Raw genomic sequence first — 24,635 nt, 5'->3', positions numbered from 1 at the left:
CGCGCCGATCCGGCCATACCGAGGAGATGATTCGCGCCGGCCGTATCTCCGACCTGGAAGACGCGACTAGATCGTCTGCCCTGCCGGCGTGGGCGTCAAGGCTGGTACAGCCCTATTCCGAGTGGCAATTAAGCGACGGTAACAAGCTGTCAGAGTGCAACTGTTGACCTCACTGGACGGCTTATGAGTAGGTCTTAACATGCGTATCGCACCGCCGATGGGATACCGCCGGCCGTAGTGGCCGGTCCGGTTCCCGGAGACGGATCACCGCGGAGGAGGTGATGAACATGCGCAGTGCCGGACACCGGTCGTTGGTCGTCTGCACCTGACGGTCAACCGGCTTCGCCGGGTGACCGTCGCACCTCGTCGCCGCGCCCGGCGAGGCCCCGGTCTCGACCGGGCGCGGCCACCCCCGACCTCGAAGGAGTCACCGTGGCGATCGACGCTCCACTCACCTATGGGCAGCTGTCGACCTGGCGGTCGATGGAGACGTTCGCCGCCGACCGGTTGATGGAGGTCAACGTTCCGGCGACCTGGGACGTCCGGGGCCTCACCACCGACGCCGTACTCGGCGCGCTGGGCAGGTTGGCGCAGCGGCACGAGTCGCTACGGACCACCTATCACGTCGTAGCCGACCAGCCGGTGCAGCGGATCCACGACCAGCTGCCGCTGCGGATCGAGCACGTCGACCGCGCCGTGCCCGACCCGGCGGATCCGGCCGCCACCCTGCGCGAGCTGCACCAGCTGCCGTTCCCGGTGCTCGACGACCCCGGCTGGCACGGCCGGCTGGTCAGCGTGGCCGGGCAGCCGCAGTTCCTGGCCCTGTCGCTGTCGCACATGGTCGTCGACCTGTGGGCGATCCAGGAGCTGGAGGAGCAGTTCAGGGCCATCGTCGCCGACCCCGGTGCCAGCTCGGCACCGGCACCGCGCAGCCGTGAGCTGGCCGTGGTGCAGCGGGGCGATTCCTGGCAGTCCCGTCGCCGACGTGCCGAGACCTACTGGCGGCGGTTGCTGACCGACGGTCCGGTACGCAACCTGCCCGACCCGCCGACAGGCCGCGCGGCCGAGCGACGGATCCAGGCCACCCTCCGGTCACACCACCTCGCGGTGCTGGTGGCCCAGGCGGCGAAGGCGCACAGTGTCTCGCAGCAGAGCGTGGTGATGGCGGCGACCGCCGTCGCGCTCGCCCAGTTCGTCGACCGGGACCGGATCATGATGAGTCTGATGTCGGCGAACCGGTTCGATCCCGAGTGGCAGCCGCTGATCGGCACCCTCAACCAACTGGTCCCGCTGGTCTGCCGGGTCGATGCGGACACCCCGCTGGCCCAGTACCTGAAGCGGACCCACTTCAACGCGATGCTGGCCTACCGCAGCGGCTGCTACGACGTGGACCGGGCCGAGGAGTTGGCCAAGGAGATCGGCAGCCCGGACGGCGTCCGGTTCGAGCACGACTGCTGGTTCAACTACATCGCCGAGCCGCCGCGCGAGGTACCGGACGACGTCCGTTCCGCCGGCACCGCCGAGTTGAGCTGGGACACTCCGCCGCGAAACGCCGGGCACCCGTTCTACGCCCGGGTACACGGCGACGGGCAGCACTGGATCGGCGTCACCCTGCGGGTCGATCCCGACGTGCTCAGCGCGGACGCGGTCGTGCGGGCCCTACGAGTGATCGCCGAGACCGTGCGGCGCTCGGTCACCGACCCGCAGGCCCTCCTCGGCAGCCTGGACGACGCCGGCACCGTCGTACCGGCACCGATGCTCTTCCCCGACCAGGTCCCGCCGCCGGCCGACCCGGCCGAGCGCTGAGCGTTGGCGAACGACGCCCCGTCGAGCACCGCCGACCCCGGTACCGCAGCTCGCGGTGCCGGCTCGACAACCGGCACTGTCAGCAGCGACCCCGATAGGTCAGGTACGAGTTCGAGGTGACCATCAGCGGCAGGTGCAGATCGGCGTCCGGATCCGCGACGCGGAACTCCACCACCGCTCTCGGGTGCAGCGGTACGGTGCCGAGGATCGAGTAGTAGCCGTCCAGGTCGAACAACAGCTGGTAGACGCCGGCGTCGATGGTCGGCTCGGTCCAGATGGCCAGCCGACCGTCGGTCCCGGTACGGCCGCTGGACAGCTCCCGCCACTGCAGCTCGTCCTGCCGGGTGAGGACGACGCCGACGTCTGCCGCGGCCATGCCGAACGAGCAGTCGACGACCTCGACGGAGAGCACCATGGGCGATGACCACCTCTCGTTGCCGACAGCCGGTCTGGCAGGCGGGTCGGCCGCCGGTGGCGTCCGCAGGAAAGATGGTCGGTTACGCCGGTATCGTTCGCTCATCGATTCGGTATCGATACCCGGGTGGACAACAAACACTGGCCGTTCGTTTTCCCTTATGGATATTGGGTTGGTCGTCGGGGCCGCGTCGAACCCCAGCCAGTGGGCCACCTGGCGGGCGACAGCAATCACCGACGCCGGCAATACCGGACCGAAACCCAATCTTTAGCGAGACCATAGCCAGCTTTTCTAGCGTCTGGGCCAATCTAGTTCGGGCCGTCGGGAAGCAACGCCGGCTATTGTCACAGAGAGTTGGTCACGATGACGTTCACCGTTTCCCGAAGGTCTCTTGCCGGCATCGTGCTGCTCGGCGCCGTGGCGGCCGGGCCGGTGGCGCACGTCGGCCTCTCCTGGACCGCTTCACCCACCCCGGCCGATCTCGGCCACGGTCACCTCCCCGCCCCGTCGGCACCTCTCACGGCACCCCTGATGCCAGCGGGTGTCACGGTGTCTCCCACCCCGCCCGCGGGGCCGAACAAGAACACGATCTGGGGCTGAGACCCGGACGGCCGGGGCGGTCGCGGTAGGCCCGCCTCGGCGCGGCGACGGCGCTCAGGCCCGCGGGGCCGGCCCGGAACCGGTCGCCTCGTCTCCGTCTCCGGCGGCGGCGACCGGTGGCACGGGCCGGTCGGCATCCTCGGCGCCCAGCGCGGACAGATCCCGTCGCAGTTGGTCCTGCAGCGCGACCGCACCGCGCAGGCTGAGCCCGGACAGCACCGCGCTGGAGGACTCCCAACCGGCCCGGGCGGCGGCCGGCTCCCCGGCGGCCAGGTGGACTCGCCCACGCAACGCCATCGCGCTGGCGCCGAGCAGCGCCGCCCCGATCTCACCGAAGACCCGCACAGCATGATCGGCGTGCTCGGCGGCCGAACTCAGGTCCCCGGCATCCAGGTCGACCTCGGCGAGCGCGTGCGCCACTCGACTCTCGGCCATCCGGTCACCGGCCACCACCGCGAGCGCCTGGGCCCGGGCCAACCAACCGGCGGCGGATGCCAGGTCGCCACGTCGATGGTCGACCGCCGCCAGCCCGAGAATGGCGTAACACTCACCGATCTGGTCGCCTGCGGCCCGAACCGAGTCGAGCACCCCGCGGTAGGCCACCCCGGCGCCCTCGACGTCGCCCCGGCGCAGCAGTAGCTCACCCAGCCGGTGCCGGACCTGCGCACCGACCCGGCGGTTGCCGACCTCCTCGCAGATGTGCCCGGCCCGTACCAGCAACCCGTGGGCCGCGTCCTCTTCGCCGTAGTCAAGGTGGATCTGGGCCAGGTTGTGCAGCACGTACGCCTCGGCGATCCGGGCGCCGAGCAGTTGGAACGCCTCCAGTGCCCGGCCCCAACGGTCGCGGGCCGAGGCCAGGTCGCCGTTGACCCGGTCGAGGTAGGCCGAGTTCCGCAGCACCTGTGCCATCCCGTGCCGGTCGTCCAACTCTTCGTAGAGGGCGTAGGAACGCGTGAACTGCCGGGCCGCCGGCGCGCTCTGCTGGGCGAACATGTGCAGCGAGCCGAGTGAGTAGCGCATCGCCGCCTCTCCGCGCACGTCGCCGGCGCGGCAGGCGGCTTTCAGCGCGATCTCGTGGGTCTGCCGCCAGTCGTTGAGATACGAGCGGGACTCGAACAGCGTGACCGCGGTCAACGCCAGGTCCCAGGCGTGCTCCACCATCCCACCGGCGGCGGCCTGGGCGACCGCGGCGACGATGGTGGTGCGCTCCTGCTCGAACCAGGCCAGCGGATCCGCCAGCAACCGGTCCACCAACGGCGCCGGCAGCGGCCAACGGCTGGCCTCGCTCTCCCGCACGAGGACGTCGTCGGAGTACTCCCGGCGGTGCGCCTCACCGGCCAGTGCCAGCAACGTGCCGAACCAGCGTTCCAGAGCTGCCCGCCGCTGCTCCGGCCCCTCCTCGACGGACCGCTCGCGGGCGAACGGGCGGATGATGTCGTGGAAGCGGTAGCGCAGCTGACCGGCCACCGGCCCCGGCTCGGTGTCGATCAGGTACGCCTCGGTCAGTTCCTCCAGCGCGTCCTGCGCCCGCAGATGGTCGGCCTGCAGCAGCGGCGCGCCCACCCAGGACGCGAAGCTGGGCGACTCAAGCAGGGCGAGTCGGCGCAGCAGGACCTTCGCGTCCCCCGAGAGCCCCTCGTAGGTCATCGAGATGCTGGCCCGGACCCCCATCTCGCCGTGGTTGAGCTCGTCCAGGCGGCGGGACTCGTCCACCAACCGCTCGAGCAGGTCGGTCACGCTCCAGTGCGGCCGGGCCGCGAGTCGGGCACCGGCGATGCGCAGCGCCAACGGCAGGTCGCCGCAGAGCCGGCACAACTCGTCGACGGCCGACGGCGCGGCGGCGACCCGCTCCGGACCGACGATCCGGGTGAGCAGCTCTGCGGCGTTGCCCCGGCTGAGCGCGCCGAGTTCGACCCGGCCGACCGACGGCAACCCGGTGAGCCGGCGGCGGCTGGTCACGATCACGGAGCACTGCGCGGTACCCGGCAACAGCACCGCGATCTGTTGTTCGGTCATCGCGTCGTCGAGCACGACCAGGATCCGACGACCCCCGAGCAGGTCACGGAAGCGCTCGGCCCGCTCCTCGGTCCCCTCCGGCATTGCCGCACCGCTCACGCCGAGGGCCCGCAGGAAGCGCTCCAGGATGTCCGCGGGATTGGCCGGACGGTCACCGACCCGCAGCCGGGCGAAGAGCTGCCCGTCGGGGAACTCCACGGCGAGCTGGTGCGCGACGTGGACGGCCAGCGTGGTCTTTCCCGCCCCGCCCGGCCCGACGATCACCCCGACCCGTACCACCGGCCCATTGGCCCTGACCTGCCCCTGCTCCCCCAGCTGGCCGCAGATCGTGTCGACCATCGCGGCCCGGCCGGTGAAGTCCGGAATCGCCGCCGGCAGCAGGCTCGGCACCGGGGGTTGTACCTGCACCACCGGGACGGCGGTCTCCTCGACAGCGGAGCCCTGGATCGGGAGCCGAAACGGGAACTCGCCCTCCAGAATGGCCTGGTGCAGTCGACGCAGCTCTTCGCCGGGGTTGATGCCGAGCTCGTCCATCAGCACCTCGCGGGCGCGGCGGTAGACCTCCAGCGCCTCGGCCTGCCGGCCCGAGCGGTACAGGGCGATCATCAGCTGCGCCCGGAAGTGCTCCTGGAGCGGGTGCCGGTCCACCAGCTCGATCAGCTCGCCGATCAGCTCGTAGTGCTTGCCCGCCTGTAGTTCCAGGTCGATGCACTCGCCGTGCACCGCCAACCGGTGCTCGTTGAGCCGGCTGACGTACGAGGTGACCACCCGACTGTCCATCCCGGACAGGGCGGGACCGCGCCAGAGGGCCAGGGCACCGCGCAGCAGTGCGGAGGCGGCGAGCGGGCCACCGGTGTTGTGGGCCTGGGCCACCCGGGCGTCGAAAACCCGCAGGTCGAGTTCGTCCGCACCGACGTGGAGCAGGTAGCCGGGGCTACGGGTGCCAATGAGGTCCTGCCCGCTGACCGCCTGGATCCGCCGACGAAGGTTGGAGATGCAGATCTGCACCTGGCCGCGTGCCGTCGACGGCGGGTCCTCGTCCCAGACCGCGTCGATCAGCCGGTCCACCGGAATCACCTGGTTGGCCTCGAGCAGCAGCATCGCCAGGATCACTCGGTCGCGCGGGCCACCGAGCTGCACCGTTTCGGTGCCGTGGATTACCTCCAGCGGTCCCAAGATGCCGTACTCCACCGAACGTCCCTTCGTGCTCCGCGCGATCGCAGCCGAGGCCGCATGGGGTCATCGGCCGGCGGTCATCCGACGGCCGGGCCGCCGCGTGGTCGGCTCCGGAAAGGACGCGCCCGCAAGCAACGAACCGACCCGTCGCTCGGGGACACCGGGTGCTCCCACCCTTTCCGGAAATCGCCACAATCGCCCGCGCAATGCACGCCCACTGCATGAATACCATAGATCGAAATCAGGGACCATTTGCCAGCCACGACACTGTGACTCGCCCAGTCTCGGGCCACGGCGTCTCTCCGAAACATCACCCAAACGGACAGCTACCCCCCTAACTCGCCGCAGAACGATCGCTATCAGTTACGCCTTCGACACCGTGGCGAATTACCAATGCCACTACCGCTACTTTAGCCATAAAAAGGATATAATCACCAAAGCAGCCAGAACCCTACAGGTCACCCCGTTCCACGCAGGGCGCGCGAAGCTGACCCGCGGCCGGCCCCAGTTGGGGCCAGCGCGGTGACCTGAAAACCTGGGATACGCCCGAAACTGGAGCGGGATAGTCAGGAAAAATAGTACGTGGGCCAGAGAACCTGAATGTGTTTCGCCTCTTCCGGTGCCAGCCCCAGACCGGCATCGGCCGTCGTCGACCACTCAATCCGGTCACCTGCACTGACCACAGTGGCAATTCCTGTTACGACAGATGCGGCGATGCGACGTGCATTCATTTGGGCTCACAAATCGGCTGATGGCTACGAAACACTACCGTCGCCGCAGTCGCTCTACATCACCTGGATATCTGAGCCCTCCCGGCACCCCGTACATAATCGGGGGGCTACCATCCTGGTTGGAGCGTGGTAGGAGAGAAAACGATTCAGTCACGTCGACAGCGGGTCGCGGCAACGCCTGTCCGCAATCCCGTCGTCGGCCGAACCGATGGTGATGACGCCGTAGACCACGTGGGTCGAGCGCTCGGCCGTGTCGGGTCGGCCTGAACGGGCCCCATCTGCCTGGCGACCCGCTCCGGTACCCCGGGGATCCGGGGCCGTGGTCGCCAGGCAGACGGCGTCGGACAGTACGGTCCGGACATGCCGAGGTGGCCGTCAGACGGTGTAGAGAATCTTCACCCCGCCGAGGCTCGTCGCCGAGACGTCCGTGCCCCGGACACCGGTGTTCAGGTTCCGCCACCCGTTGTTACTCGCCGCCTCGTGCACCATCCCCCCGACCAAGGTGTAAACGATCTTCACCCCGTCAAAGTTGATCGCCGCCAAGGCCTCGGCACTGACCCCGGAGACACCGGAGTTCAGGTTCCGCCAACCGCTGTTACTCGCCGCCTCATGCACCATCCCCCCGACCACGGTGTAAACGATCTTCACCCCGTTGAGGTTGATCGCCGCCAGAGCATTGGCGCTGACCCCGGAGACACCGGTGTTCAGGTTCCGCCAACCGTTGTTACTGGCTGCCTCATGCACCATCCCGCCGACCACGGTGTAAACGATCTTCACCCCGTTGAGGTTGATCGCCGCCAGAGCATTGGCGCTGACCCCGGAGACACCGGTGTTCAGGTTCCGCCAACCGTTGGCGCTGGACGCCTCGTGCACCATCCCGCCGACCACGGTGTAGACGTACTTGACACCGTCGACACTGACCACGGCGAGGGCGTTGTTGCTGACACCGGAGATGCCGGTCCAGAGATTGCGCCACCCGGTGTCGCTGGACGCCTCGTACACCCTGCCGTCATTGACCGTGTAGAGCAGCTTGTTCGTGCCCATGACCATCGACGCGGTGGCCGAGCCGGTGATGCTGTTGACCGGCAGCATCTGCCAACCGCTGTGGCTGCCGGACTCGTACACCTGGCGGTTGGTGTTGACCTGCCCGCAGTTCTGGCTGGTCATGTTCCGGGCCGGTGAGGTGGGGCCGGAGATGTACAGCGGCCCGGTGGACGGGCTGCCGTCAGAGGTGATGCCGGAGGCCACCCCGTTGAAGTACGACTCCGTCTTGACCCCGTCGCGCACCTGCTCATAGTGCAGATGCGGGCCGGTGGAGTTACCGGTGCTGCCGACCCGGCCGATCTGCTGGCCGGTCGACACCCCCTGCCCGGCACCGACCATCGGCGACTCGATCATGTGCAGATAGAACGTCCGCCAACCGCCGCCATGATCGATGATCACGTACCAGCCGCCGCCGCTCCCCCAGCCCGCGAACGTGACGGTGCCGCTCTGGGACGCGAGGATCGGCCGGCCGTTACTGGCCCCGCCGGTGAAGGTCAGGTCGATGTCGTAGTCGTCGTGGCCGTAGTAGGTGGCCAGCCGCCAGGTCTCGCCGCAGGGAACCGGCATCTGAAAGTTAGGCCGCGGACCGGCGGCCTGGGCCGCAGTGGCCACGACAACGGTGGTACCCGTGACCGCGAGCACCGAGGCACCGGCGGTCGCCAGCGCCAGGCAAGCCGACGTGAGAACCCGGGCGAATAGACCCGTCATTGAGGAGTTTCCTCCGAACTGGGCTAGGAGTTACATGGATGTCGGTCATACTGTCAGACTTCGATTCGGAAGATCACCCCAGCAGCCAGCTGCACGGCCCCTAAGCAGGTCACACTCGACACGGAGACGGCCCACGCCAGGGCAACGCCGTGCGCGCCGGGACCTGACCGGCCGAAGGCCGCACCCTCGCCCCGGCGCTGGCACGGCGGCGGGCACCGGCCCGCCCTTGATCAAGTAATCCGCCCTCAAGCGCCTCGGCGAGCAGTTCGACACCTGAGTCGCTGCTATACAAGATCGAAAAAGGTCGCCTCCGACTGACGGAAGCGACCTTTGAACTGGGTGGAGCTGAGGAGATTCGAACTCCTGACCCCCTCGATGCGAACGAGGTGCGCTACCAGACTGCGCCACAGCCCCTCCGCCGGCGAACCGGCATCGGTCCCACCCGGCTTTCACCGGGCGGGCCGGCCGCAAGAATAACAGCACACCCGCCCGCCGAGCGAATCCGCCCCACCCGCCCTGCCGATCTTGGAAGGAAACGCCCCCCCGGAGGGCCGGAGTCTTCCAAGATCTCTCCAGAGCGACCAAGGCCGCTCGCCGGGTCGGTGACCTGGCTGGCTCCGGGGAGCGGGATGCCAACGACACGAAGTCGATCAAGCCGCGCGCCCCACCGGGCTCACCCTCACAGGCAGCTCACCCTCACAGGCAGCGCGCCCGATCAAGCAGCGCACGGCCCGCAAGCACGCTACCGGCCAGCCGGGCGCAACAAGGCGTCAGGCCGAGTGGGAGGTGCGGCCCGACTGGTACGGACGTCCCCGCAGTCCCCCCGTCCGCCGGTACGACACCGAGCCGCCGCTGGCCGCGGGCGGCAGGTCGGCCGGACGGTCCAGGCCCATCGCCGTGCGGCGTACCGCCTCGCGCTGGGCCGCCAGGCGGCGCTGCGCCTCCCGGCGGGCCGCCGCCCGGCGGGCCTGCTCGCGGCGCACATCGGCCTGGCGGGCGGCCAACCAGGCCGTTTCCCGGGCCTGGGCCCGCAGCCTGCGGCGCTCGGCCAGCGCCAGCTTGCGCAGGTGTACGACGTACGTCATCAGCAGCGTCGCGGTCACCGAGAAGCTGATCCAGAACCCGGGGCCGACCACGACCACGCCGATCAGCTCGACGAAGTTGAGCAGCAGCAGTGCGGCCAGAACGCGGCGGCGGCGGTAGACCGCCGGGGTGTGCTGGCGGCGCCGGGGAGCGGCCCGTCGACGGGACTTTCGGGCCGGCGGCACCGCACGCAGTCGGCGCCGCCGGCGGGCCTGGACGGGCGGGGCGGAGACGGGGGCGACGAGACCCCCCGTGTTTACATCTTCACTGAGGGTAACTACGAGCGCCCGAGAGGGGTTGACCGGTCGCCGGCCGGGGACAGTGCGGCCCCGCCTGCGGCGCTGGAGCACCCGCGCCGTCGACTGCGCCCGCTCCGCCACCAGCCTCTCGGTGGCGTCGTACCGGCGAACCAGCGCCGGGGCGAGGGCGAGCAGACCGGCGGCGGCGAGGACGGCGAGCAGCACCGAGGTCGGCACCCTCACCCCTCCCGTCACCGAGTTCGGGGCAACCGCCGCACGGCCGCAGAATCTTCGACGAACCCCGATCCGGGCGGTCGATCATGCGGGCGGGCGACGCTTGCCACAGCTTGCAGTTACTTGAGGTTACGGGCCGTGGACCGTCTTGATTGTGCGGCGCGCCGATCAGGCACGGGTGGGACGGTTCACCCCGCGGTCGCGCGCAGCCGGTGCCAGCGGGCCAGCAGGCCGCCCTCCGCAGCCACTTCCTCGCTGGTCATGGCGTATCCGATGTGGTCACGCCAGGCGCCGTCGATGTGCAAGTAACGCACGTGGTACGACTCCTCGCGAAAACCCAGCTTCTCCACCACCCGGCAGGACGGCTTGTTCTCCGGCCGGATGTTCACCTCGACCCGGTGCAGCCCGCCCGGTCCGAAGGCGTGATCCACCGCCAGCGCCAGCGCGGTGGGGATGACCCCCTGCCCGGCGGCCCGGGAGTCCACCCAGTACCCGGCGTACGCCGAGCAGAACGCCCGCCGGACGACGCTGCCGATGTTGAGGTGCCCGACCAGCCGCTCCCGCCCGTGCTCACGCAGGCAGACCGCGAACGGCATCCCCTCGCCGGTACGCGCCGAGCGGCGCTGGTCCCGGTGCACCCAGCGGAACGCGGCCGGCGAGTTCATCGTGTGCCAGTCTCCCGGCAGCACGGACTCCCAGGGGGCCAACCATTCCTGGTTGGCGCGACGCACCTCCGACCAGGCCGCCGCGTCCGAGCGCCGGTACGGCCGCAGCAGCACCGGGCCGTCCGCCAACACCACCGGCCAGGCCGAAGACCGCCCGGACCACAGCACACTCACCGAGTCTGTCCTCCGTTCGCGACTGCGGGGCTCGCAAGCTCACTCCTCACGCTCACCGAGCCTGCCTTCCGTTCACGACTGCGGGGCTCGCAAGCTCACTCCTCACGCTCACCGAGCCTGCCTTCCGTTCACGACTGCGGGGCTCGCAAGCTCACTCCTCACACTCACCGGCGCCGGTCCAGCAGGAGAACGTCCACGGTGGAGCCGGCGGCGGCGGCGGTGACCCGCTCGCCGAGCACCATCAGCCCGTTGGCGTCGGCCAACCCGGAGAGGGTGAACGGCCCACCCGACAGTGGCTGGACGGTGTAGCCGCCGCCGCGCCGTTCGGCGACGTGCGCGGGGCGGAACTCGCGCAGCCCACCGGGCGAGGTGATGGTCTCCAACAGGTGCGCGCGCACGCTCGGCCGGAACACCGGCTCGGCCCCGGCCAACAGGTTGATGGCCGGCCGGGCCAGCACCTCGAAGCCGATCAGCGCCGCGCCGGGCTCACCGGGAAGACAGACCACCGGCACCTCCTCCGCCCCGACCGTACCGAACCCCAGAGCCGTGCCCGGATAGAGGGCCACCTCGGTGAAGCTGACCGGCCCGGCCCGGCCACCCTCCCGGCGGGACAGGATCCGGCGGACCATGTCGCCCGGCCCGGTGCCGGTGCCACCGGTGGTGATGATGAGGTCGGCGCGCAGCGTCTGGTCCTCCAGCAGCCCACGCAGCCCGTCCGGGTCGTCGTCGCAGATCCCCACCCGGTACGCCAGCGCCCCGACCTCGGCGGCGGCGGCGGTCAGCGCGTGCGAGTTGGCGTCCACCACCTGTCCGGGCTGGCTGGCCCGGCCCACGTCGACCAACTCGTCGCCGGTGGCCACGACGACCACCCGGGGGCAGGGTCGGACCACCACGTGCCCGATCCCGGTGGCGGCGAAGACCGCGACCAGGGCCGGCGAGACGTACGTGCCGGCGCGGGCGAGCAGGGTGCCGGCCGGTAACTCCTCACCGGCGCGGCGCACCCCGTACCCCCGCTTGGGGGTGCGGAAGATCTCCACGGCGGCCATGCCCTGGTCGGTCCACTCCACCGGCACCACCACGTCGGCGGTGATCGGCAGCGGCGCGCCGGCCGCGACGGAGAAGCAGGAGCCCGGGGTCAGCCGGACCGGACGCCAACTCGCCGCGCCGAGGTCGCCGACCACGTTGAGCCGCACCGGGCGGGACCCGGGCGGGCCGGAGCGGGCCTGGTAACCGGCTGCCCGGCCCGCGCCGGAGAGGTCCTCCCAGCGGGCCGCGTACCCGTCCACAGCCGACTGGTCGAAGGCCGGGAAGGAGTGCGGCGCGATGACATCCTCGGCGAGGACGTTGCCGTACGCCTGGGTGAGGTCGAGGTCGAGCGGAGGCAGCGCGCGTAACCTGCGCAGCACGCTGCCCAGGTAGTCGGCGAGGGGCGTCAACTCGTTCGCGGCCGCCTCGGGGTCGGCCGTTGCGGTCATGTACTAGGACCGCCCGACGCGCCGGCGTTGACGAACTCGCCGAGCCAGGCACGGAACTCCGCGCCGAGGTCCTCCCGCTCGGCGGCGATCTGCACCACGGTCTGGAGGTACCCCAGCGGCATCCCGGTGTCGTACCGGGTGCCCCGGTAGACGATCGCGTGCACCGGGACGCCCTCGGTGCGCAGCAGCTCCATGGCGTCGGTGAGCTGGATCTCCCCGCCGCTGCCCGGCTTCGTCCGCCGGATCGCGTCGAAGATCCGTCCAGGGAGGACGTACCGGCCGAGGACGGCGAGGTTGCTCGGCGCGTCCTCCGGCTTCGGCTTCTCCACCATGCCGGTGACCTTCACGACCTCGCCGATGTCGGTCAGCTCCGGCTCGGCCGGCTGCACCGAGGCGATGCCGTACCGCGTGGTCTCGGCCGGGTCGACCTCGAAGAAGGCCAGTACGACGCCACCGGTGCGGGCCTGGAGCTCCAGCATCGCCGGCAGCAGCGGCTCGGACGGCTTGACGAACTCGTCGCCGAGCAGCACCGCGAAGGGCTGGTCGCCGACGTGTGACTCGGCAAACCCGACGGCGTGGCCCAGGCCGAGCTGCTCCGGTTGGCGGCAGGTGTAGATCTCGGCGAGCTCGCTGGGACGGCGCACCGCGGCCAGCCGCTCGGCATCGCCCTTGGCCTCCAGTCGGGCCTCCAGGTCGGGCCGGCGATCGAAGTGGTCCACCATCGATGTCTTACCCCGGCCGGTGATCAGCAGCACGTCGCCGATGCCGGCCTCGGCGGCCTCCTCGACGATGTACTGCAAGACCGGCCGGTCGACGACCGGCAGCAGCTCCTTGGGCACCGCCTTGGTGGCCGGCAGGAACCGGGTTGCCAGGCCGGCGGCCGGGATGACGGCCTTGACGGCGCGGAAACGACCGGGCGCGGCGGCCGCTGAGGGGTTCGCTGAGTGCTCCGACATGTCGCGAGACTATCGGCCACGGCCGTGCCGCGACGGGTGAGGACCGGAAGACGCGCCGCCCGGACCGGACCGCCCGGCCTGCGGGTCGGGCCACCCGACGTCGAGGTCCACCTGGCCGACCGCCGCCGCGGCGTGGGCAGGGGAGTCCCGTCCGTCGATCGCCGCGCCCGCCCGGGGCAGACCGTCGGGAGGGCTGACCGCGGCGACCGGCACCGCGATCTCCTCCACCGGTGGCCACGGCCGGGCCTCCGCCAGCTGCCAGGTGTCCCGGCCGGCTCTCTTCGCCGCGTACAGGGCGTCGTCGGCGGCGTCGAGGACCTGTCGGCCGGTGGTGGCGTGGTCCGGATAGACGGCGATGCCGACGGAGACGGTCATCCTGATGGCCGCCCCGCCGGGGGCGTCCACGGGGACGGGGGTGTCACGGATGGCCGCGCCGAGCCGCTCGGCCACGATGGTGGCCCCCCGCGCGTCGGTCTCCGGCAGCAGCAGCACAAACTCCTCCCCGCCCTGGCGGAAGGCCAGGTCCACCTCGCGGATCTCGCCCCGGACCCGGCGGGCGAACTCGACGAGCACCGCGTCCCCGGCGGCGTGTCCCCAGGTGTCGTTGACCGTCTTGAAGCGGTCCAGGTCCAGGGCGAGGACGCTCAGCATCCGGCCGAACCGGCTGGCCCGCTCCACCTCCCGACGGATCGACTCGCGCAGGTAACGGTAGTTCCACAGCCCCGTCAGCGGGTCGGTCAGCGACAGTCGCTGGGCCTCCTCGTGCACCCGGACGTTCTCCACCGCCACCGCCGCGTGACCGGCGAAGGTGCGCAGGGTGACCAGGTCGTCGTCGTCGAACTCGTCCCCGCCGAGCCGGTCGTAGAGGACCAGCACCCCGAGCGCCGCCGCCGGCTCCGGCCCGCCGCGGGCCAGGTCCGCGGCCGTCCGGTAGGGCGGATCGGCGGGGCCGCCGGGGGTGGCGAAGGGCACAGCGACGTATGTCTCACAGTGTGGCTCCCCGGTCGGTTCCGCCGCCGGGTCGACTCGGCCCCGGCACGGCTCACCGGTGGCCGCCACCGCGCCGACCACCCCACGCCCCACCGGCACCCGCAGCGTCGCCGCGTCGGCCGGGTCCGGCCGGTCCCCGTCGGCGGGCCAGCGCCCGTCCAGCCCTTCGGCGCACTGCCCCACCAGCACCCCACCGTCGACCAGCAGCACCGCCCCGGCCCGGGCCCCGGTGGTGGCGATCGAGCTGTGCAGGATGACCCGCAGAATGCGTTGCAGGTCGTGCGTGCTGGCCAGGGTGTCGCCGAGCACCGCGAGGTGCCCGCGCAGCTGGTCCCGGCTGCTGGTGAGCGCCTGCACGTAAGCGCCGGTCTCCCGAATCATCTGGTTGAACGCGCCGGCCAGCCGGCCCAGTTCGTCGCGGTTGCGCACCGGCACCCGGGTGTCGAGGTCGCCGTGGGCCACCCGGTCCACGGCGCCGGCCAACTCCACCAGCGGTCGGGTGGTCACCCGGGCCAGCCGCCAGGCCACCGCCACCGCCAGCAGCCCCGCCAGCACCACCGCCCCGACCAGCCCCAGGTAGAGGCCGGGGGGCTGCGCGCTGGGGACCGAGAGCACCAGCGGCAGCGGCTGCCCCGGCGACGGGCCCACCCGGCGGACGTACCGGCCGTCGGCGGTCTCGGTGACCCGGTCCCCGGTGATCGTCCGCGCGGCGGCGAGCACCGCGTCGCGTACCTCCGGGGCCTCGGTGGTGTGTGCGACGCGGTCGGCGTCGTCGTCGAGGAGGGTGACCGCGACGCCGGTGACCGCCGCCAGCCGGGCCACGAAGTCCGGGTCGAGGGGCTGGGCTGCGGCGACCGCGCCCAGGTCGGCGCCGGCGGGGTCGCGCAGCCCGACCCGGGCGGTGAGCGCGTGGGCCGGGCCGGCGGTGGGGCTCGGCGCGGAACAGTCCCGCCAGGGCCCCGCCGGGGCGCCGGGGGTGGCGTAGAGGGCTGCGCCGGCCACGTCGGTGACCAGCACCGCGGCGGCCAGGCCCCGGTTGACCACCTGCCCGGCCGCGCCGACCCGGCCGGCCGGGTCGGCGGCCAGGGCGACGGCGTCGGCCGCCGCGCGCAGTTGCTGGCAGAGGGCGTCGACCGAGGTGCGCACCGTACCGGCGGCCAGCCCGAGCCGTTCCGCCGAGCGGGCCCGGTCGACGGCCGCCATGGTCGAGCCGACGAAGATCGCGCCGAGCAGGACCGGGCCGAGCACCACCGTGAGAAAGGCTGCCGTCAACCGCCCGCGTAGCGTCAACGTTCCCCCCGGAAGTTCCGCCCGATGCCAGCGATGCTGACACAGTGCAACCGTTGGGCAAGCGTTGCGTCAGGAGTGTTGCGTGCCTGATTTTTCTGATCAAGCGGAAGCGACCCATCTGGCGAAGCGAATCGCCCGGGTGGAGCTGCTCGCCCGCCGCCGCTCGCTGCCCGCCGCGGCCAGGGCGGAGGCGGCGGCGCGCGTGCGGGCGGCGCTGGTCGAGCTGGTACGCCGGCTGCGCCCGACCCGGATGACCGCGTACGTGCCGGTCAGCTCCGAGCCGGGCGGGCCGGAGCTGCCGGAGGCGCTGCGCGCCGCGCTGCCCCCGGGGGCCGGGCTGCTGCTGCCGGTGCTCCGCGACGACCTCGACCTGGACTGGGCGGCGTACACCGGCCCCGGCTGCCTGGTCGCGGCCGGGCGTGGGCTGCGCGAGCCGACCGGCCCCCGGCTCGGCCGAATGGCGGTCGCCGACGCGCAACTGGTGGTGGTGCCGGCCCTGGCGGTGGACCGGCGCGGCCGGCGGCTGGGCCGCGGCGGCGGCTCGTACGACCGGGCGCTGGCCCGGGTCGGCGACCAGGCCCTCACGGTCGCCTTACTGCACGACGGTGAGCTGCGCGAACGCCTCCCGGCCGAGCCGCACGACCGGCCGGTCCGCGCGGTGGTCACCCCCGGGGCGGGCCTGCGTACGCTGGCGGGCGGCTCCGTGGCGGTTGCGGCACTTCCGCTGGACGAACCCGGGTCCGATGACGCACCATTGGCACTCGAATAAGTCGAGTGCCAACCGGCCGTGCCAGATCCGGAGGAGAACGTGCCCACGTACCAGTACGCCTGCACCGCGTGCGGTCAGCAGCTCGAGGCGGTGCAGTCCTTCGCTGACGAGCCGCTGACCGAGTGCCCGGCGTGTGAGGGGCGGCTGCGCAAGGTCTTCAACTCCGTCGGCGTCGTCTTCAAGGGCTCCGGCTTCTACCGCACCGACTCCCGCTCCGACGCCGATTCGGCCAAGGGCGGTTCCGGCGCCGATTCGGCCAAGGGCAGTTCCGGCGCCGACCCGACCAAGGGCGGCTCCGGCAAGCCGGCCAAGTCCGACTCGCCCTCCGGCAGCGACTCCGGCTCGTCGTCGAGCACGTCCGGCGCGTCGAGCGGGTCCTCGGGCTCGTCGACCGCGTCCGGGTCGTCGTCCTCGGGCGGCGCGGGGAAGGCGCCGGCAGCCAGCGGCTCCTGACCCGACGCCCCACCCGGACCCGACGCCTTAGCAGACCGCCGTCCCCCCGTGGGGGTTTTCCACAGGCGGTCCGGTTGTCCACAGGCCCCGCCCCGACCCGGGCGGGGCCTGCCCTTTCCGGCCTAACCTGCTGCTCCCGGCACCACCGTGGCACCGGGCGAGGCGGGACGACCCGGGTGCCAGTGCGGCCCGGACGAGGCGGGAGGACTCCGATGGCGAAGACCGGGGCTGGCACGGGAACACTGCGGCCGGTGCGCCGGCCCCGGCTCCCCGGGCGGTCGACGCTGCTGCGCGCCGCGCTCGTGGCCACCCTGCTCGGGATCGCCGCAGCGATCCTCCAGACCCCGACCGGCTGCCCACCGCCACCGGGCGGTTCCGGCACCCCCGGCCCGGCCCCGTTGACGCCCACCGGAGGCGCGACGTCCGGTCCCGGCTCACCGCCGTCTCCGCTGCCGCTGCCCGACGGTGCGGTCGGCGTCCCGATCCGGCTGGCCGAGCCGGCCGCGCTCGCCGTGGTCCGCCCCGGCACCCGGGTCGACCTGCTCGCCGTGCCGGCCGACGGCAGGTCTGCCGAGGCCGACCTGCTGGCACCCCGCGCGCTGGTGCTCGACGTGGTCGGGGTCGGCGCGGCAGACGGCTCCTCGGCGCTCTACCTGGCGCTCCTCCCCGAGCAGGCGCAGCGCGCCGTCGGGCAGCCGGAGGGCAGCAGGTTCGCCATCGTGGTCCGCGGCTGACGACCGGGGCCGAGGGGTGCAACCGGCCGGCGAGGGGTCAGCGCCGGGGCGGCACCCGGGCCGGCCGCGGTGCGCTCAGAGCGGGCTCAGCGTCGGTACGGCTCAGCCCCAGTGCGGCGGGCGCTCGGCGAGCAACCAGTCGTCGTTACCGCCGGACCGCTCGCCCCAGCCCCGGTCGGTGTCGTCGGCCGTCTGCTCGGGCAGCACCACGAAGTCGTCACTCAGGTCGACGGCGCGGTCGTCGTCGCGCGCCTGAGGCCCGGGGTCGATGCTCACGAACGGCAAGGTTACCCGTTCCGGCCCGCGTCCGGCCCGCCGCCGGCCCCCGGGGTTGGTAGCGTCGGACGGCGTGACGACGCCCAGCGGTGACCGCCCCGAGGACGACTACTGGCGGCGCCCGCCAAACGCCCCCAGCGGCGACGGCAGCAGCGACGGCGACGGCAGTGGCGGCGCGGGCTCCGGCCCGGTGTCCCCGGGCGCTGCGTCGACCGGCGTCGGCCCCGTGGCCGGATACGGCGGGCCGCCGCCCACCACGCCCCCGCCGCCCGGCTGGCGTCCCCCGGTGCACCTGCGGGTGGCACCGCCCCGTCAACTGCCCCGGCAGGACATGAGCGGGCTGGACGCGGAGGAACAGCGCGGCCAGTGGGTTACCTGGGGCGTCGGCGGAAGCGCCGCGCTGGTGCTGGTGGCCCTGCTCTGCCTGCTCTGCTCCCGCGCGCTCTTCTGAACCGTGCCGCCCACCCCGGGACGGCTCAGAGCACCCCGCTCCAGACCGCCTCGGCGCCGGTGTCCCCGGTCAGGTAGACGTAGACCAGCGAGGTCACCCCGAGCACCAGCACGACCACGGTCAGCAGCAGGGACACCCAGGACGGCAGGCGGGAGACCCGTTCGTCGTCGCGGGTCACCAGCAGCAGAAGGATGGCGGCCACGGCGAGGCCGACGGTGAACCAGAGCAGCAGGTCACCGTACTCGGAGTGCTCGCGGATCTTCTGGAGCAGCTCCGGGCCGTAGCCCTTCTCCCGCAGCGCCTTCTCCAGCGTCTCGCCCGACTGGGTTGCCACCCAGGTGACGATCGGGGTCACCACGGCGAGGACGGCCACCGCCCAGCCGAACCGGGGGCGCCACCTCGGCAGCAACCCGTACGCAGCGGCCAGCACGGCCAGCAGCGGAACGAACACCACTGCGGCGTGGATCACCAGGACGTGAACTGGCAGTCCGTTGATCTCCCTGAACACCGACACCTCCGGTAGTGGACGCGGTCTGCGGCAGCCAGCGTACGACGATCCGGCCCCACGACAGTGCTGACGATCGGGTACACGCACCGGGCGGATGTCCGGTTCAGCCCCGGAGACGACTGACACCACCTGCCGGTCGCGCCCCGGGCGTGGCACCCTTGGTGGGGTGAACTCCGATGACCTCGGCCTCTTCGGTCCGGGTTCGGTCACGTGGAAGGTGCACGAGGAGCCGATCCTGATCGTCGCCGGCCTGCGTTCCCTCTACCTTCAGGCGCTGCATCCCCGGGCCGTTGCGGGGGTGGCGCAGAACAGCGACTACCGCGCCGACTCGTGGGGGCGACTGGTCCGCACCGCCACATATGTGGGGACCACCATCTACGGCACCACCGCCGAGGCCGAGGCCGCCGGCGCCCGGGTACGCCGGCTGCACGCCCGGTTGCGCGCCACCGACCCGTCCACCGGGGAGGAGTTCCGCGTCGACGAACCTGACCTGCTGCGCTGGGTGCACGTGGCCGAGGTGGAGTCGTTCCTGAGCACCGCCCGCCGGGCCGGGCTGCGGCTGACCGATGCCGAGGTGGACGGCTACTACACCGAGCAACGCCGGGTGGCGGCCCTGGTCGGGCTGGACCCGGCCGACGTGCCCGGCACCGCGGCGGAGGTGGCGGAGTACTACCGGCAGGTCCGGCCGGAGCTGCGGATCACCCGGGAGGCGGCGGAGACGGCCGTCTTCCTCACCGCGCCGCCCCTGCCGTGGAAGCTCAACCTCCCGGCCCGGGTCGGGTTGAACCTCGGGCCGGCCCGGTTCGCGTATTTCGGCATCGCCGGCACCGCGTTCGCGCTGCTACCGCCCTGGGCCCGGCGGATGTACGGCGGGCTGGGCCTGCCGACGACCGAGCTGTCGGCGGACCTGGCCGTGCGCGCCCTGCGGCTCACCCTGGCCGCCGTGCCACGCCGCTGGCGGGAGGGCGAGTTGCAGCAGTCCGGGAAGGCCCGGGCGGCCCGGCTCACCGTGGCCGGCGCCGCCTGAGCGACGCCCGGCCCGGTCAGTCGGCGCGCTCCATCGCCGCCCAGGGCTCCTTGCCGGGCACCTGGGATCCAGCGGGGCAGGTGCGGCGGTAGTCGCACCAGCCGCAGCGCGGCCCGGGCGTGGTGGGAAAAGCCTCGTCGGGGTCGGCCCCGTCAACGACCGCCCGCTCAGCGGCCATGATGTCCCGCGCGGTCTCCTCGGCGCGGGTGAGCTGGCGGGTCAGCGACTCGGCGGTGTGCTCGTGCGCCGCTACGGTGCCGGTGGGCAGGTGGTGCAGCTCCACCCGGCGGCACGGCAGGCGGAACACCCGCTCGGCGGCGTAGGCGTAGAGGGCCAGCGCCTGGGAGCCGCGGGCGTCGTCGGCGTCCAGCCCGGCGCGGCCGGTCTTGTAGTCCACGATCACCAGCTCGGAGCCGTCGGGACCGGGCCGGGCGTCGATCCGGTCGGCCCGGCCGTTGAACGCCAGCACCGCCGTCTTGACGGCCACCACCCGCTCGACGCCCACCGGGTCGGGCCCGGACTCCAAAGTGTCCACGTAGGACTCCAGCCAGGCCAGCGCCCGCCGGTACGCCTGCCGTTCCTGCTCGTCGTCGCGGTATCCCTCACGGATCCAGGTGCCCTTGAGCAGCCCCGGCATCGCCTCCGGGCGGCGGCGGTCGACGGGCAGCGCGTACCAGTTCTTCAGGGCGTTGTGCACGCTCGCGCCCAGCGAGTTGTGCGCCCACGGCGGGCCCTTCGGGGGCGCCGGTCGGTCGACGTAGGAGTAGCGGTAGCGGCGGGGGCAGTCCGCGTACGCGCCGAGCTTGCTGGGCGTACAGACGAACAGCCGCTCCGGCATGCCGTCGAAGCCGAGCTGCTCGGGCTGGCCGGAGCGGGCCCGTGGGGTCCGACCGGTGGCGGATCGTCCGGATGAGGAGGCTCGTCGCACCCTGCCGATCCTGCCACCCCGGTACGACCAACCGGCGGACCAGGTCGCCGGACAGGCGGACGAGCAGGCGGGAGGCGGGCGGGACCGGTGGGTGGCGGTTCGGCTCAGGCCATGTTCACGTACTGGGTGACGAAGGCGGCGATGGCGTCCGCGATGAGCTGCACCGCGATGGCGGCGAGCAGCAGGCCGGCGATCCGGGTCAGCACCTCGATCCCGCCGGGGCGGAGGATCTTGACGATCCCGCCGGAGAAGCGCAGCACGATCCAGACGGTGAGCATCACCGCGACGATGGCCGTCGCGATGGCACCGTAGTCGACGGCCCGGTCGGCCTGCTGGACGAAGAGCATGGTGGCGACGATCGCGCCCGGCCCGGCCAGCAACGGCGTGCCCAGCGGCACCAGGGCGATGTTGGAGGTTGCCTGCTGGGCGGGGTCGTCGGTCTTGCCGGTCATCAACTCGAGGGCGACGAGTATCAGCAGCAGCCCACCGGCGGCCTGCAGCGCCGGCAGATCCACGTGCAGGTACGCGAGCAGGGTCTGCCCGGCCACGGCGAAGACCACGATCACCCCGAGCGCCAACGCCACGGCCTGCCAGGCAGCCCGGTGCCGGTCCCGGGCGGACAGCGGCCCGGTGAGTGCGAGGAAGATCGGCATCATGCCCGGCGGGTCGACGATGACCAGCAGGGTCACGAAGACCTCGCCGAAGAGCTTGAGATCCACTCGGTCACGGTAGCGGTGCGGCGAAGACGGGTCAGGTTGAAGCGACGGGCGTCACCCCGGTTGCATCGGCCACGATCCGCTCGTACGCCTCGACGGCGGTGGTGAACGCGCCCAGCCGGACGGTCTTGTGGGTGCCGTGGAAGTCCGACGAGCCGGTGACGAAGAGACCCAGCTCGGCGGCGAGGCCCCGCACGTGGGCCCGTTCGGCCGGGGAGTGGTCCTCGTGGTCGGCCTCCAGGCCGGCGAGCCCGGCCGCCGCCAGCTCGATGATCAGCTCGTCGGACACGATCGGGCCCCGCCGGCTGGCCCTCGGGTGGGCGAAGACGGGGACGCCCCCGGCCGCCCGGACCAGCCGGACCGCCCGGAACACGTCGATGTCGGCCTTGGGCAGCCGGTAGCGCTCCCCAAGCCAGGCCGCCCCGAACGCCTCGGTGGTGGTGGCCACCAGCCCGGCCCGGATCAGCGCCTGGGCGATGTGCGGCCGGCCCACCGTTCCGCCGGCCGCCCTGGCCAGAATCTCCGGCCAGCTCACGTCGATGCCGTCCGCGCGCAGCAGCTCGACGATCCGCTCCCCGCGTACCTCGCGGGCGGCCCGCACCCGGGCCAGCTCCGCGACCAGCTCCGGCTCCTCCGGGTCGAACAGGTACGCGAGCAGGTGCAGCGCCACCGCCGGCTCGGTGGCGTACCAGCGGCAGGAGATCTCCGCGCCGCGGACCAGGGTGAGCCCCGGGGGCAGCGCCGCCACGGCGGGCGCCCACCCGTCGGTGGTGTCGTGGTCGGTGATCGCCAGCACGTCCAGCCCGGCATCGGCCGCGGCCCGGACCAGCTCGGCCGGGGTGAGGGTGCCGTCGCTGGCCGTCGAGTGGGTGTGCAGGTCGATCCGGGCGGCGGCCGGCGCGGGGGGCGGGGTCATCGCCCGACGCTACCCGTCGCCGGCGTCGGTATCCGCCGCGTCCCACCCGTGGGGCCACGCGTCCGGGGGTGGTCAGGACAGCGCGTCGGTGACGACCACCGGGCGCCCGCCCGGTTCGACGCCGGGCACACCGTTGGTGTCTGCCTGCTCCCCGGCGAGCACCCGGTCGGTCCGCACCGTTACGAGCGAGCCCTGCCCGTCGACGTACCAGGCGGTCCGGGCCGGCGTCCAGGCCACCGCGCCGGTCAGCGCCGGGCCGGCCGCGCGGGCGACCGGCGTCCCGGCGAGGGTGGCCAGGTCGATCAGAAGCGCCCCGGTGGCCTTCGACGAACCGGTGCGGCCGTTCACCAGCAGCCAGCGACCGTCGGCGGAGACCGCGCCGGCCCCGTCGACGGCGACGGTGGGCCCGCAGGCGGTACGGCTCACCGCGAGGTTCCGGGCGGGATCGAGCAGCGCGAGGCAGGGTCGACCGGGCGTACCGGCGGTGACCAGGCCGACTGCCCGGCCGTCCGGCAGCGTCCCGTGGACGGCGAGGACGTCACGCCCGGCCCCGGCGGAGATCCCGCCCACGGACGGACGCCACAACGCGTACCCGGGCCGGGCCGGGTCGAGGCGCACCAGGACGGCGTCGCCGACGAAGCCCACGGGAACGGCCGGCCCCGGGGCTGGGGTGCTGGTGACGGCGACCAGCCGCTCGCCGACGAGCCCGGCGACGGTGATCCGGCCGCCGTCCCGCCAGGCGACCTCTCGCCCGGTGCCGGCGACGACGATCGCCTCCGCGCCGGCGAGGAGGGTCTGCCGGCTGCCGTTCGGCCCCACGAGGGCCAGGGTCCGCCCCGCCGTGGTGGGCACGCCCACCATCAGCCAGCCACCCTGGTCGGGAACCCGTTGGGCCCGGTCGACCGCGTTCGATGTGAGGGAGATGTCCGTGTCCCGGGTGGTGCGCAGGGTGTCGCCGACGATCAGGTCCACGGCGGTGCCGTTCCGCCCGGGGACCGATCGGGCGGGCCCGGCCGACGAGGTCGTCACCGGGTCCGGGGCGGGCCCGGCGGTGGTTTCGCGCGGGTGGCCGAGCACCACGGTCGGGGTGGTCGGGTGGCCTCCCCCGGCGCCGATCTGCACCATCGTGCCGGTGACCAGCACAGTGGCCGCCCCGGCGAGGGCGAGGCCGGTCAGGGTGCGGCGGCGGCGCGTACGGGCGGCGCGGTGGATGGCCACTCCGGCCGGGTCCACGGCGAGGGGGCGCGGCGTGGCGACCTGCCGGGACAGGGTTTCCCGGACCGCCCGCTCCAACTCGTCCCTCGGCACGTCCACTGGACGCCCCGGGGTGGCCGTTCGGTTGTCTGCGGGAACCATGCCGCTCACCGCCTTTCCGCACCGACGGGCCGGACAGACGCCCCGACAGCGGCCACCGGGTGAACGCCGGGGTCGACGGTCGACGGGACAGGGGTGGGCAGCGGCACGGCGTCCCGCGGGCGGCCCCTGCCGTACGAGGCGGTGCGGGAGACCTCGGCCGGGACGCGGGGCTGCTCTGGCGCGGGATCGGGCCGACGCCGCGGCGTCCGGGCCTCGACGGGGCGCGTCGCGTCGCGGCCCGGCACGACGGCGTCGGACGCCGTCGTCCGGGCGTCCCGGCGTGTCGCCTGCCGACCGGAGGCCCGCGTCCCGCCGGGCGTGTCGGGCAGGTCGAGGGCGGCCTGTTCCCCCATCCGGCGGCGCAGGGTGGCCAGCGCCCGGGAGGTCTGGCTCTTCACCGTGCCCGGGGATATCTCCAGCAGCGCGGCGGTCTGCGCCTCCGACATGTCCTCGTAGAAGCGCAGCACCAGCACCGCCCGTTGCCGGCTGGGCAGCGCCCTGAGGTGCCGCCAGAGCACGTCCCGGTCGAGCTGCTGCTCCATCTGGTCGACCCCGGCCCGCTCGGGCAGCACCTCGGTCGGACGTTCACCGTGCCAGCGTCGCCGCCACCAGCTCGTCGACGTGTTGACCATGACCCGGCGGGCGTACGGCTCGATCGCCTCGATCCCGCCGAGCCGCTTGCAGGCCAGGTACGTCTTGGTCAACGCCGTCTGCAGCAGGTCCTCGGCGGTGGCCCAGTCCCCGGTGAGTAGGTATGCGGTGCGCAGCAGGGCACCGGAGCGGGCCGCGACGAACTCGCGGAACTCCTCCTCCAGCGGGTCCCTGTCGACCACCGGCCACCTCCCGCGCCCCCGTGTGCCTGTTGGCAGGCTGTCACGCCGTGGCAAGCCGGGCGACGG

At 72.7% G+C, this 24,635-nt stretch carries 21 protein-coding genes and 1 tRNA gene; 6 read left to right on the top strand and 16 right to left on the bottom strand.

All coding sequences use genetic code 11. The annotated features are described in order from the left end of the window. The first annotated feature begins 432 nt into the window (after nucleotides 1-432). Nucleotides 433-1,806: a condensation domain-containing protein gene (locus SNR22_RS07320; protein ID WP_320065714.1), complete on the top strand. Its 1,374-nt coding sequence runs from the start codon at nucleotides 433-435 to the stop codon at nucleotides 1,804-1,806. Between the two features lie 79 nt (nucleotides 1,807-1,885). Here SNR22_RS07320 and SNR22_RS07315 read toward each other — a convergent pair whose 3' ends face one another. From SNR22_RS07315 to SNR22_RS07275, 9 genes are all read right to left on the bottom strand, one after another. Continuing rightward, nucleotides 1,886-2,221, bottom strand: a complete 336-nt coding sequence (locus SNR22_RS07315; protein WP_320065713.1) for a hydroxyisourate hydrolase — start codon at nucleotides 2,219-2,221, stop codon at nucleotides 1,886-1,888. A gap of 654 nt (nucleotides 2,222-2,875) precedes the next feature. After that, nucleotides 2,876-6,028, bottom strand: coding sequence for an AfsR/SARP family transcriptional regulator (locus tag SNR22_RS07310; RefSeq protein WP_320065712.1), 3,153 nt, complete (start codon nucleotides 6,026-6,028; stop codon nucleotides 2,876-2,878). A 1,091-nt stretch (nucleotides 6,029-7,119) separates the two neighbouring features. Then, entirely contained in the window at nucleotides 7,120-8,355 is a 1,236-nt protein-coding gene (locus SNR22_RS07305; RefSeq protein ID WP_320065711.1) for a M23 family metallopeptidase, read from the bottom strand. A 481-nt stretch (nucleotides 8,356-8,836) separates the two neighbouring features. Continuing rightward, nucleotides 8,837-8,910 (bottom strand) — tRNA-Ala (locus tag SNR22_RS07300). 356 nt (nucleotides 8,911-9,266) lie between these two features. Next, entirely contained in the window at nucleotides 9,267-10,061 is a 795-nt protein-coding gene (locus SNR22_RS07295; protein WP_320065710.1) for a hypothetical protein, read from the bottom strand. A 179-nt stretch (nucleotides 10,062-10,240) separates the two neighbouring features. Next, on the bottom strand, nucleotides 10,241-10,849 hold the full coding sequence (locus tag SNR22_RS07290) for a GNAT family protein (RefSeq protein ID WP_320066005.1): 609 nt from the start codon (nucleotides 10,847-10,849) through the stop codon (nucleotides 10,241-10,243). A gap of 206 nt (nucleotides 10,850-11,055) precedes the next feature. Then, nucleotides 11,056-12,366 carry a gephyrin-like molybdotransferase Glp gene (gene glp, locus SNR22_RS07285; protein WP_320065709.1) on the bottom strand — a complete coding sequence of 437 codons (1,311 nt, stop codon included), beginning with the start codon at nucleotides 12,364-12,366 and terminating at the stop codon, nucleotides 11,056-11,058. Continuing rightward, complete coding sequence (locus SNR22_RS07280) at nucleotides 12,363-13,322, bottom strand: UTP--glucose-1-phosphate uridylyltransferase (RefSeq protein WP_320065708.1); 960 nt, start codon at nucleotides 13,320-13,322, stop codon at nucleotides 12,363-12,365. The genes glp and SNR22_RS07280 overlap by 4 nt, the downstream gene beginning before the upstream one ends. Nucleotides 13,323-13,331: 9 nt before the next feature. Beyond that, the gene (locus SNR22_RS07275) at nucleotides 13,332-15,602 is read right to left on the bottom strand and encodes a diguanylate cyclase (protein ID WP_320065707.1); all 2,271 of its coding nucleotides are present in this window, start codon (nucleotides 15,600-15,602) and stop codon (nucleotides 13,332-13,334) included. Nucleotides 15,603-15,684: 82 nt separating this feature from the next. Between SNR22_RS07275 and SNR22_RS07270 the strand changes: the two genes are divergently transcribed. From SNR22_RS07270 to SNR22_RS07260, 3 genes are all read left to right on the top strand, one after another. Beyond that, entirely contained in the window at nucleotides 15,685-16,371 is a 687-nt protein-coding gene (locus SNR22_RS07270; RefSeq protein ID WP_320065706.1) for a 5-formyltetrahydrofolate cyclo-ligase, read from the top strand. Between the two features lie 39 nt (nucleotides 16,372-16,410). Continuing rightward, a complete protein-coding gene (locus tag SNR22_RS07265) occupies nucleotides 16,411-16,824 on the top strand; it encodes an FmdB family zinc ribbon protein (RefSeq protein WP_413775610.1) in 414 nt (137 codons plus the stop codon). A 212-nt stretch (nucleotides 16,825-17,036) separates the two neighbouring features. Beyond that, the gene (locus SNR22_RS07260; protein WP_320065704.1) at nucleotides 17,037-17,558 is read left to right on the top strand and encodes a flagellar biosynthesis protein FlgA; all 522 of its coding nucleotides are present in this window, start codon (nucleotides 17,037-17,039) and stop codon (nucleotides 17,556-17,558) included. Nucleotides 17,559-17,660: 102 nt separating this feature from the next. Here the strand turns inward: SNR22_RS07260 and SNR22_RS07255 are convergent, their stop codons facing one another. Continuing rightward, entirely contained in the window at nucleotides 17,661-17,843 is a 183-nt protein-coding gene (locus SNR22_RS07255) for a hypothetical protein (protein WP_320065703.1), read from the bottom strand. A 64-nt stretch (nucleotides 17,844-17,907) separates the two neighbouring features. On the opposite strand from SNR22_RS07255, the gene SNR22_RS07250 reads away from it, so the two are divergent. Next, a complete protein-coding gene (locus SNR22_RS07250) occupies nucleotides 17,908-18,285 on the top strand; it encodes a hypothetical protein (RefSeq protein WP_320065702.1) in 378 nt (125 codons plus the stop codon). A gap of 25 nt (nucleotides 18,286-18,310) precedes the next feature. Here the strand turns inward: SNR22_RS07250 and SNR22_RS07245 are convergent, their stop codons facing one another. After that, nucleotides 18,311-18,793, bottom strand: a complete 483-nt coding sequence (locus SNR22_RS07245) for a DUF2231 domain-containing protein (RefSeq protein ID WP_320066004.1) — start codon at nucleotides 18,791-18,793, stop codon at nucleotides 18,311-18,313. Between the two features lie 166 nt (nucleotides 18,794-18,959). Here SNR22_RS07245 and SNR22_RS07240 point away from each other — a divergent pair, with 166 nt between their 5' ends. Then, nucleotides 18,960-19,820, top strand: a complete 861-nt coding sequence (locus SNR22_RS07240; protein ID WP_320065701.1) for an oxygenase MpaB family protein — start codon at nucleotides 18,960-18,962, stop codon at nucleotides 19,818-19,820. Nucleotides 19,821-19,836: 16 nt separating this feature from the next. Here the strand turns inward: SNR22_RS07240 and SNR22_RS07235 are convergent, their stop codons facing one another. From SNR22_RS07235 to SNR22_RS07215, 5 genes are all read right to left on the bottom strand, one after another. Then, nucleotides 19,837-20,748: a PD-(D/E)XK nuclease family protein gene (locus SNR22_RS07235; RefSeq protein WP_320065700.1), complete on the bottom strand. Its 912-nt coding sequence runs from the start codon at nucleotides 20,746-20,748 to the stop codon at nucleotides 19,837-19,839. 104 nt (nucleotides 20,749-20,852) lie between these two features. After that, nucleotides 20,853-21,467: a MarC family protein gene (locus tag SNR22_RS07230; RefSeq protein WP_320065699.1), complete on the bottom strand. Its 615-nt coding sequence runs from the start codon at nucleotides 21,465-21,467 to the stop codon at nucleotides 20,853-20,855. Nucleotides 21,468-21,498: 31 nt separating this feature from the next. Further along, the gene (locus SNR22_RS07225; RefSeq protein ID WP_320065698.1) at nucleotides 21,499-22,380 is read right to left on the bottom strand and encodes a PHP domain-containing protein; all 882 of its coding nucleotides are present in this window, start codon (nucleotides 22,378-22,380) and stop codon (nucleotides 21,499-21,501) included. Between the two features lie 72 nt (nucleotides 22,381-22,452). Further along, entirely contained in the window at nucleotides 22,453-23,736 is a 1,284-nt protein-coding gene (locus SNR22_RS07220) for a hypothetical protein (protein ID WP_320065697.1), read from the bottom strand. A 5-nt stretch (nucleotides 23,737-23,741) separates the two neighbouring features. Continuing rightward, on the bottom strand, nucleotides 23,742-24,569 hold the full coding sequence (locus SNR22_RS07215; protein WP_320065696.1) for a SigE family RNA polymerase sigma factor: 828 nt from the start codon (nucleotides 24,567-24,569) through the stop codon (nucleotides 23,742-23,744). Nucleotides 24,570-24,635: the final 66 nt, after the last annotated feature.

Source organism: Micromonospora sp. RTGN7 (assembly GCF_033804645.1).
GTDB lineage: Bacteria > Actinomycetota > Actinomycetes > Mycobacteriales > Micromonosporaceae > Micromonospora.
The sequence above is the reverse complement of the archived record's forward strand: the minus strand, read 5'-3'. Positions and strand labels throughout refer to the sequence as shown.

Coding starts and splice junctions, on each gene's coding strand:
- SNR22_RS07315 (WP_320065713.1), bottom strand. CDS start 2,221: ATGGTGCTCTCCGTCGAGGTCGTCGACTGCTCGTTCGGCATGGCCGCG.
- SNR22_RS07305 (WP_320065711.1), bottom strand. CDS start 8,355: ATGCCGGTTCCCTGCGGCGAGACCTGGCGGCTGGCCACCTACTACGGC.
- glp (WP_320065709.1), bottom strand. CDS start 12,366: ATGACCGCAACGGCCGACCCCGAGGCGGCCGCGAACGAGTTGACGCCC.
- SNR22_RS07280 (WP_320065708.1), bottom strand. CDS start 13,322: ATGTCGGAGCACTCAGCGAACCCCTCAGCGGCCGCCGCGCCCGGTCGT.
- SNR22_RS07260 (WP_320065704.1), top strand. CDS start 17,037: ATGGCGAAGACCGGGGCTGGCACGGGAACACTGCGGCCGGTGCGCCGG.
- SNR22_RS07225 (WP_320065698.1), bottom strand. CDS start 22,380: ATGACCCCGCCCCCCGCGCCGGCCGCCGCCCGGATCGACCTGCACACC.
- SNR22_RS07220 (WP_320065697.1), bottom strand. CDS start 23,736: ATGGTTCCCGCAGACAACCGAACGGCCACCCCGGGGCGTCCAGTGGAC.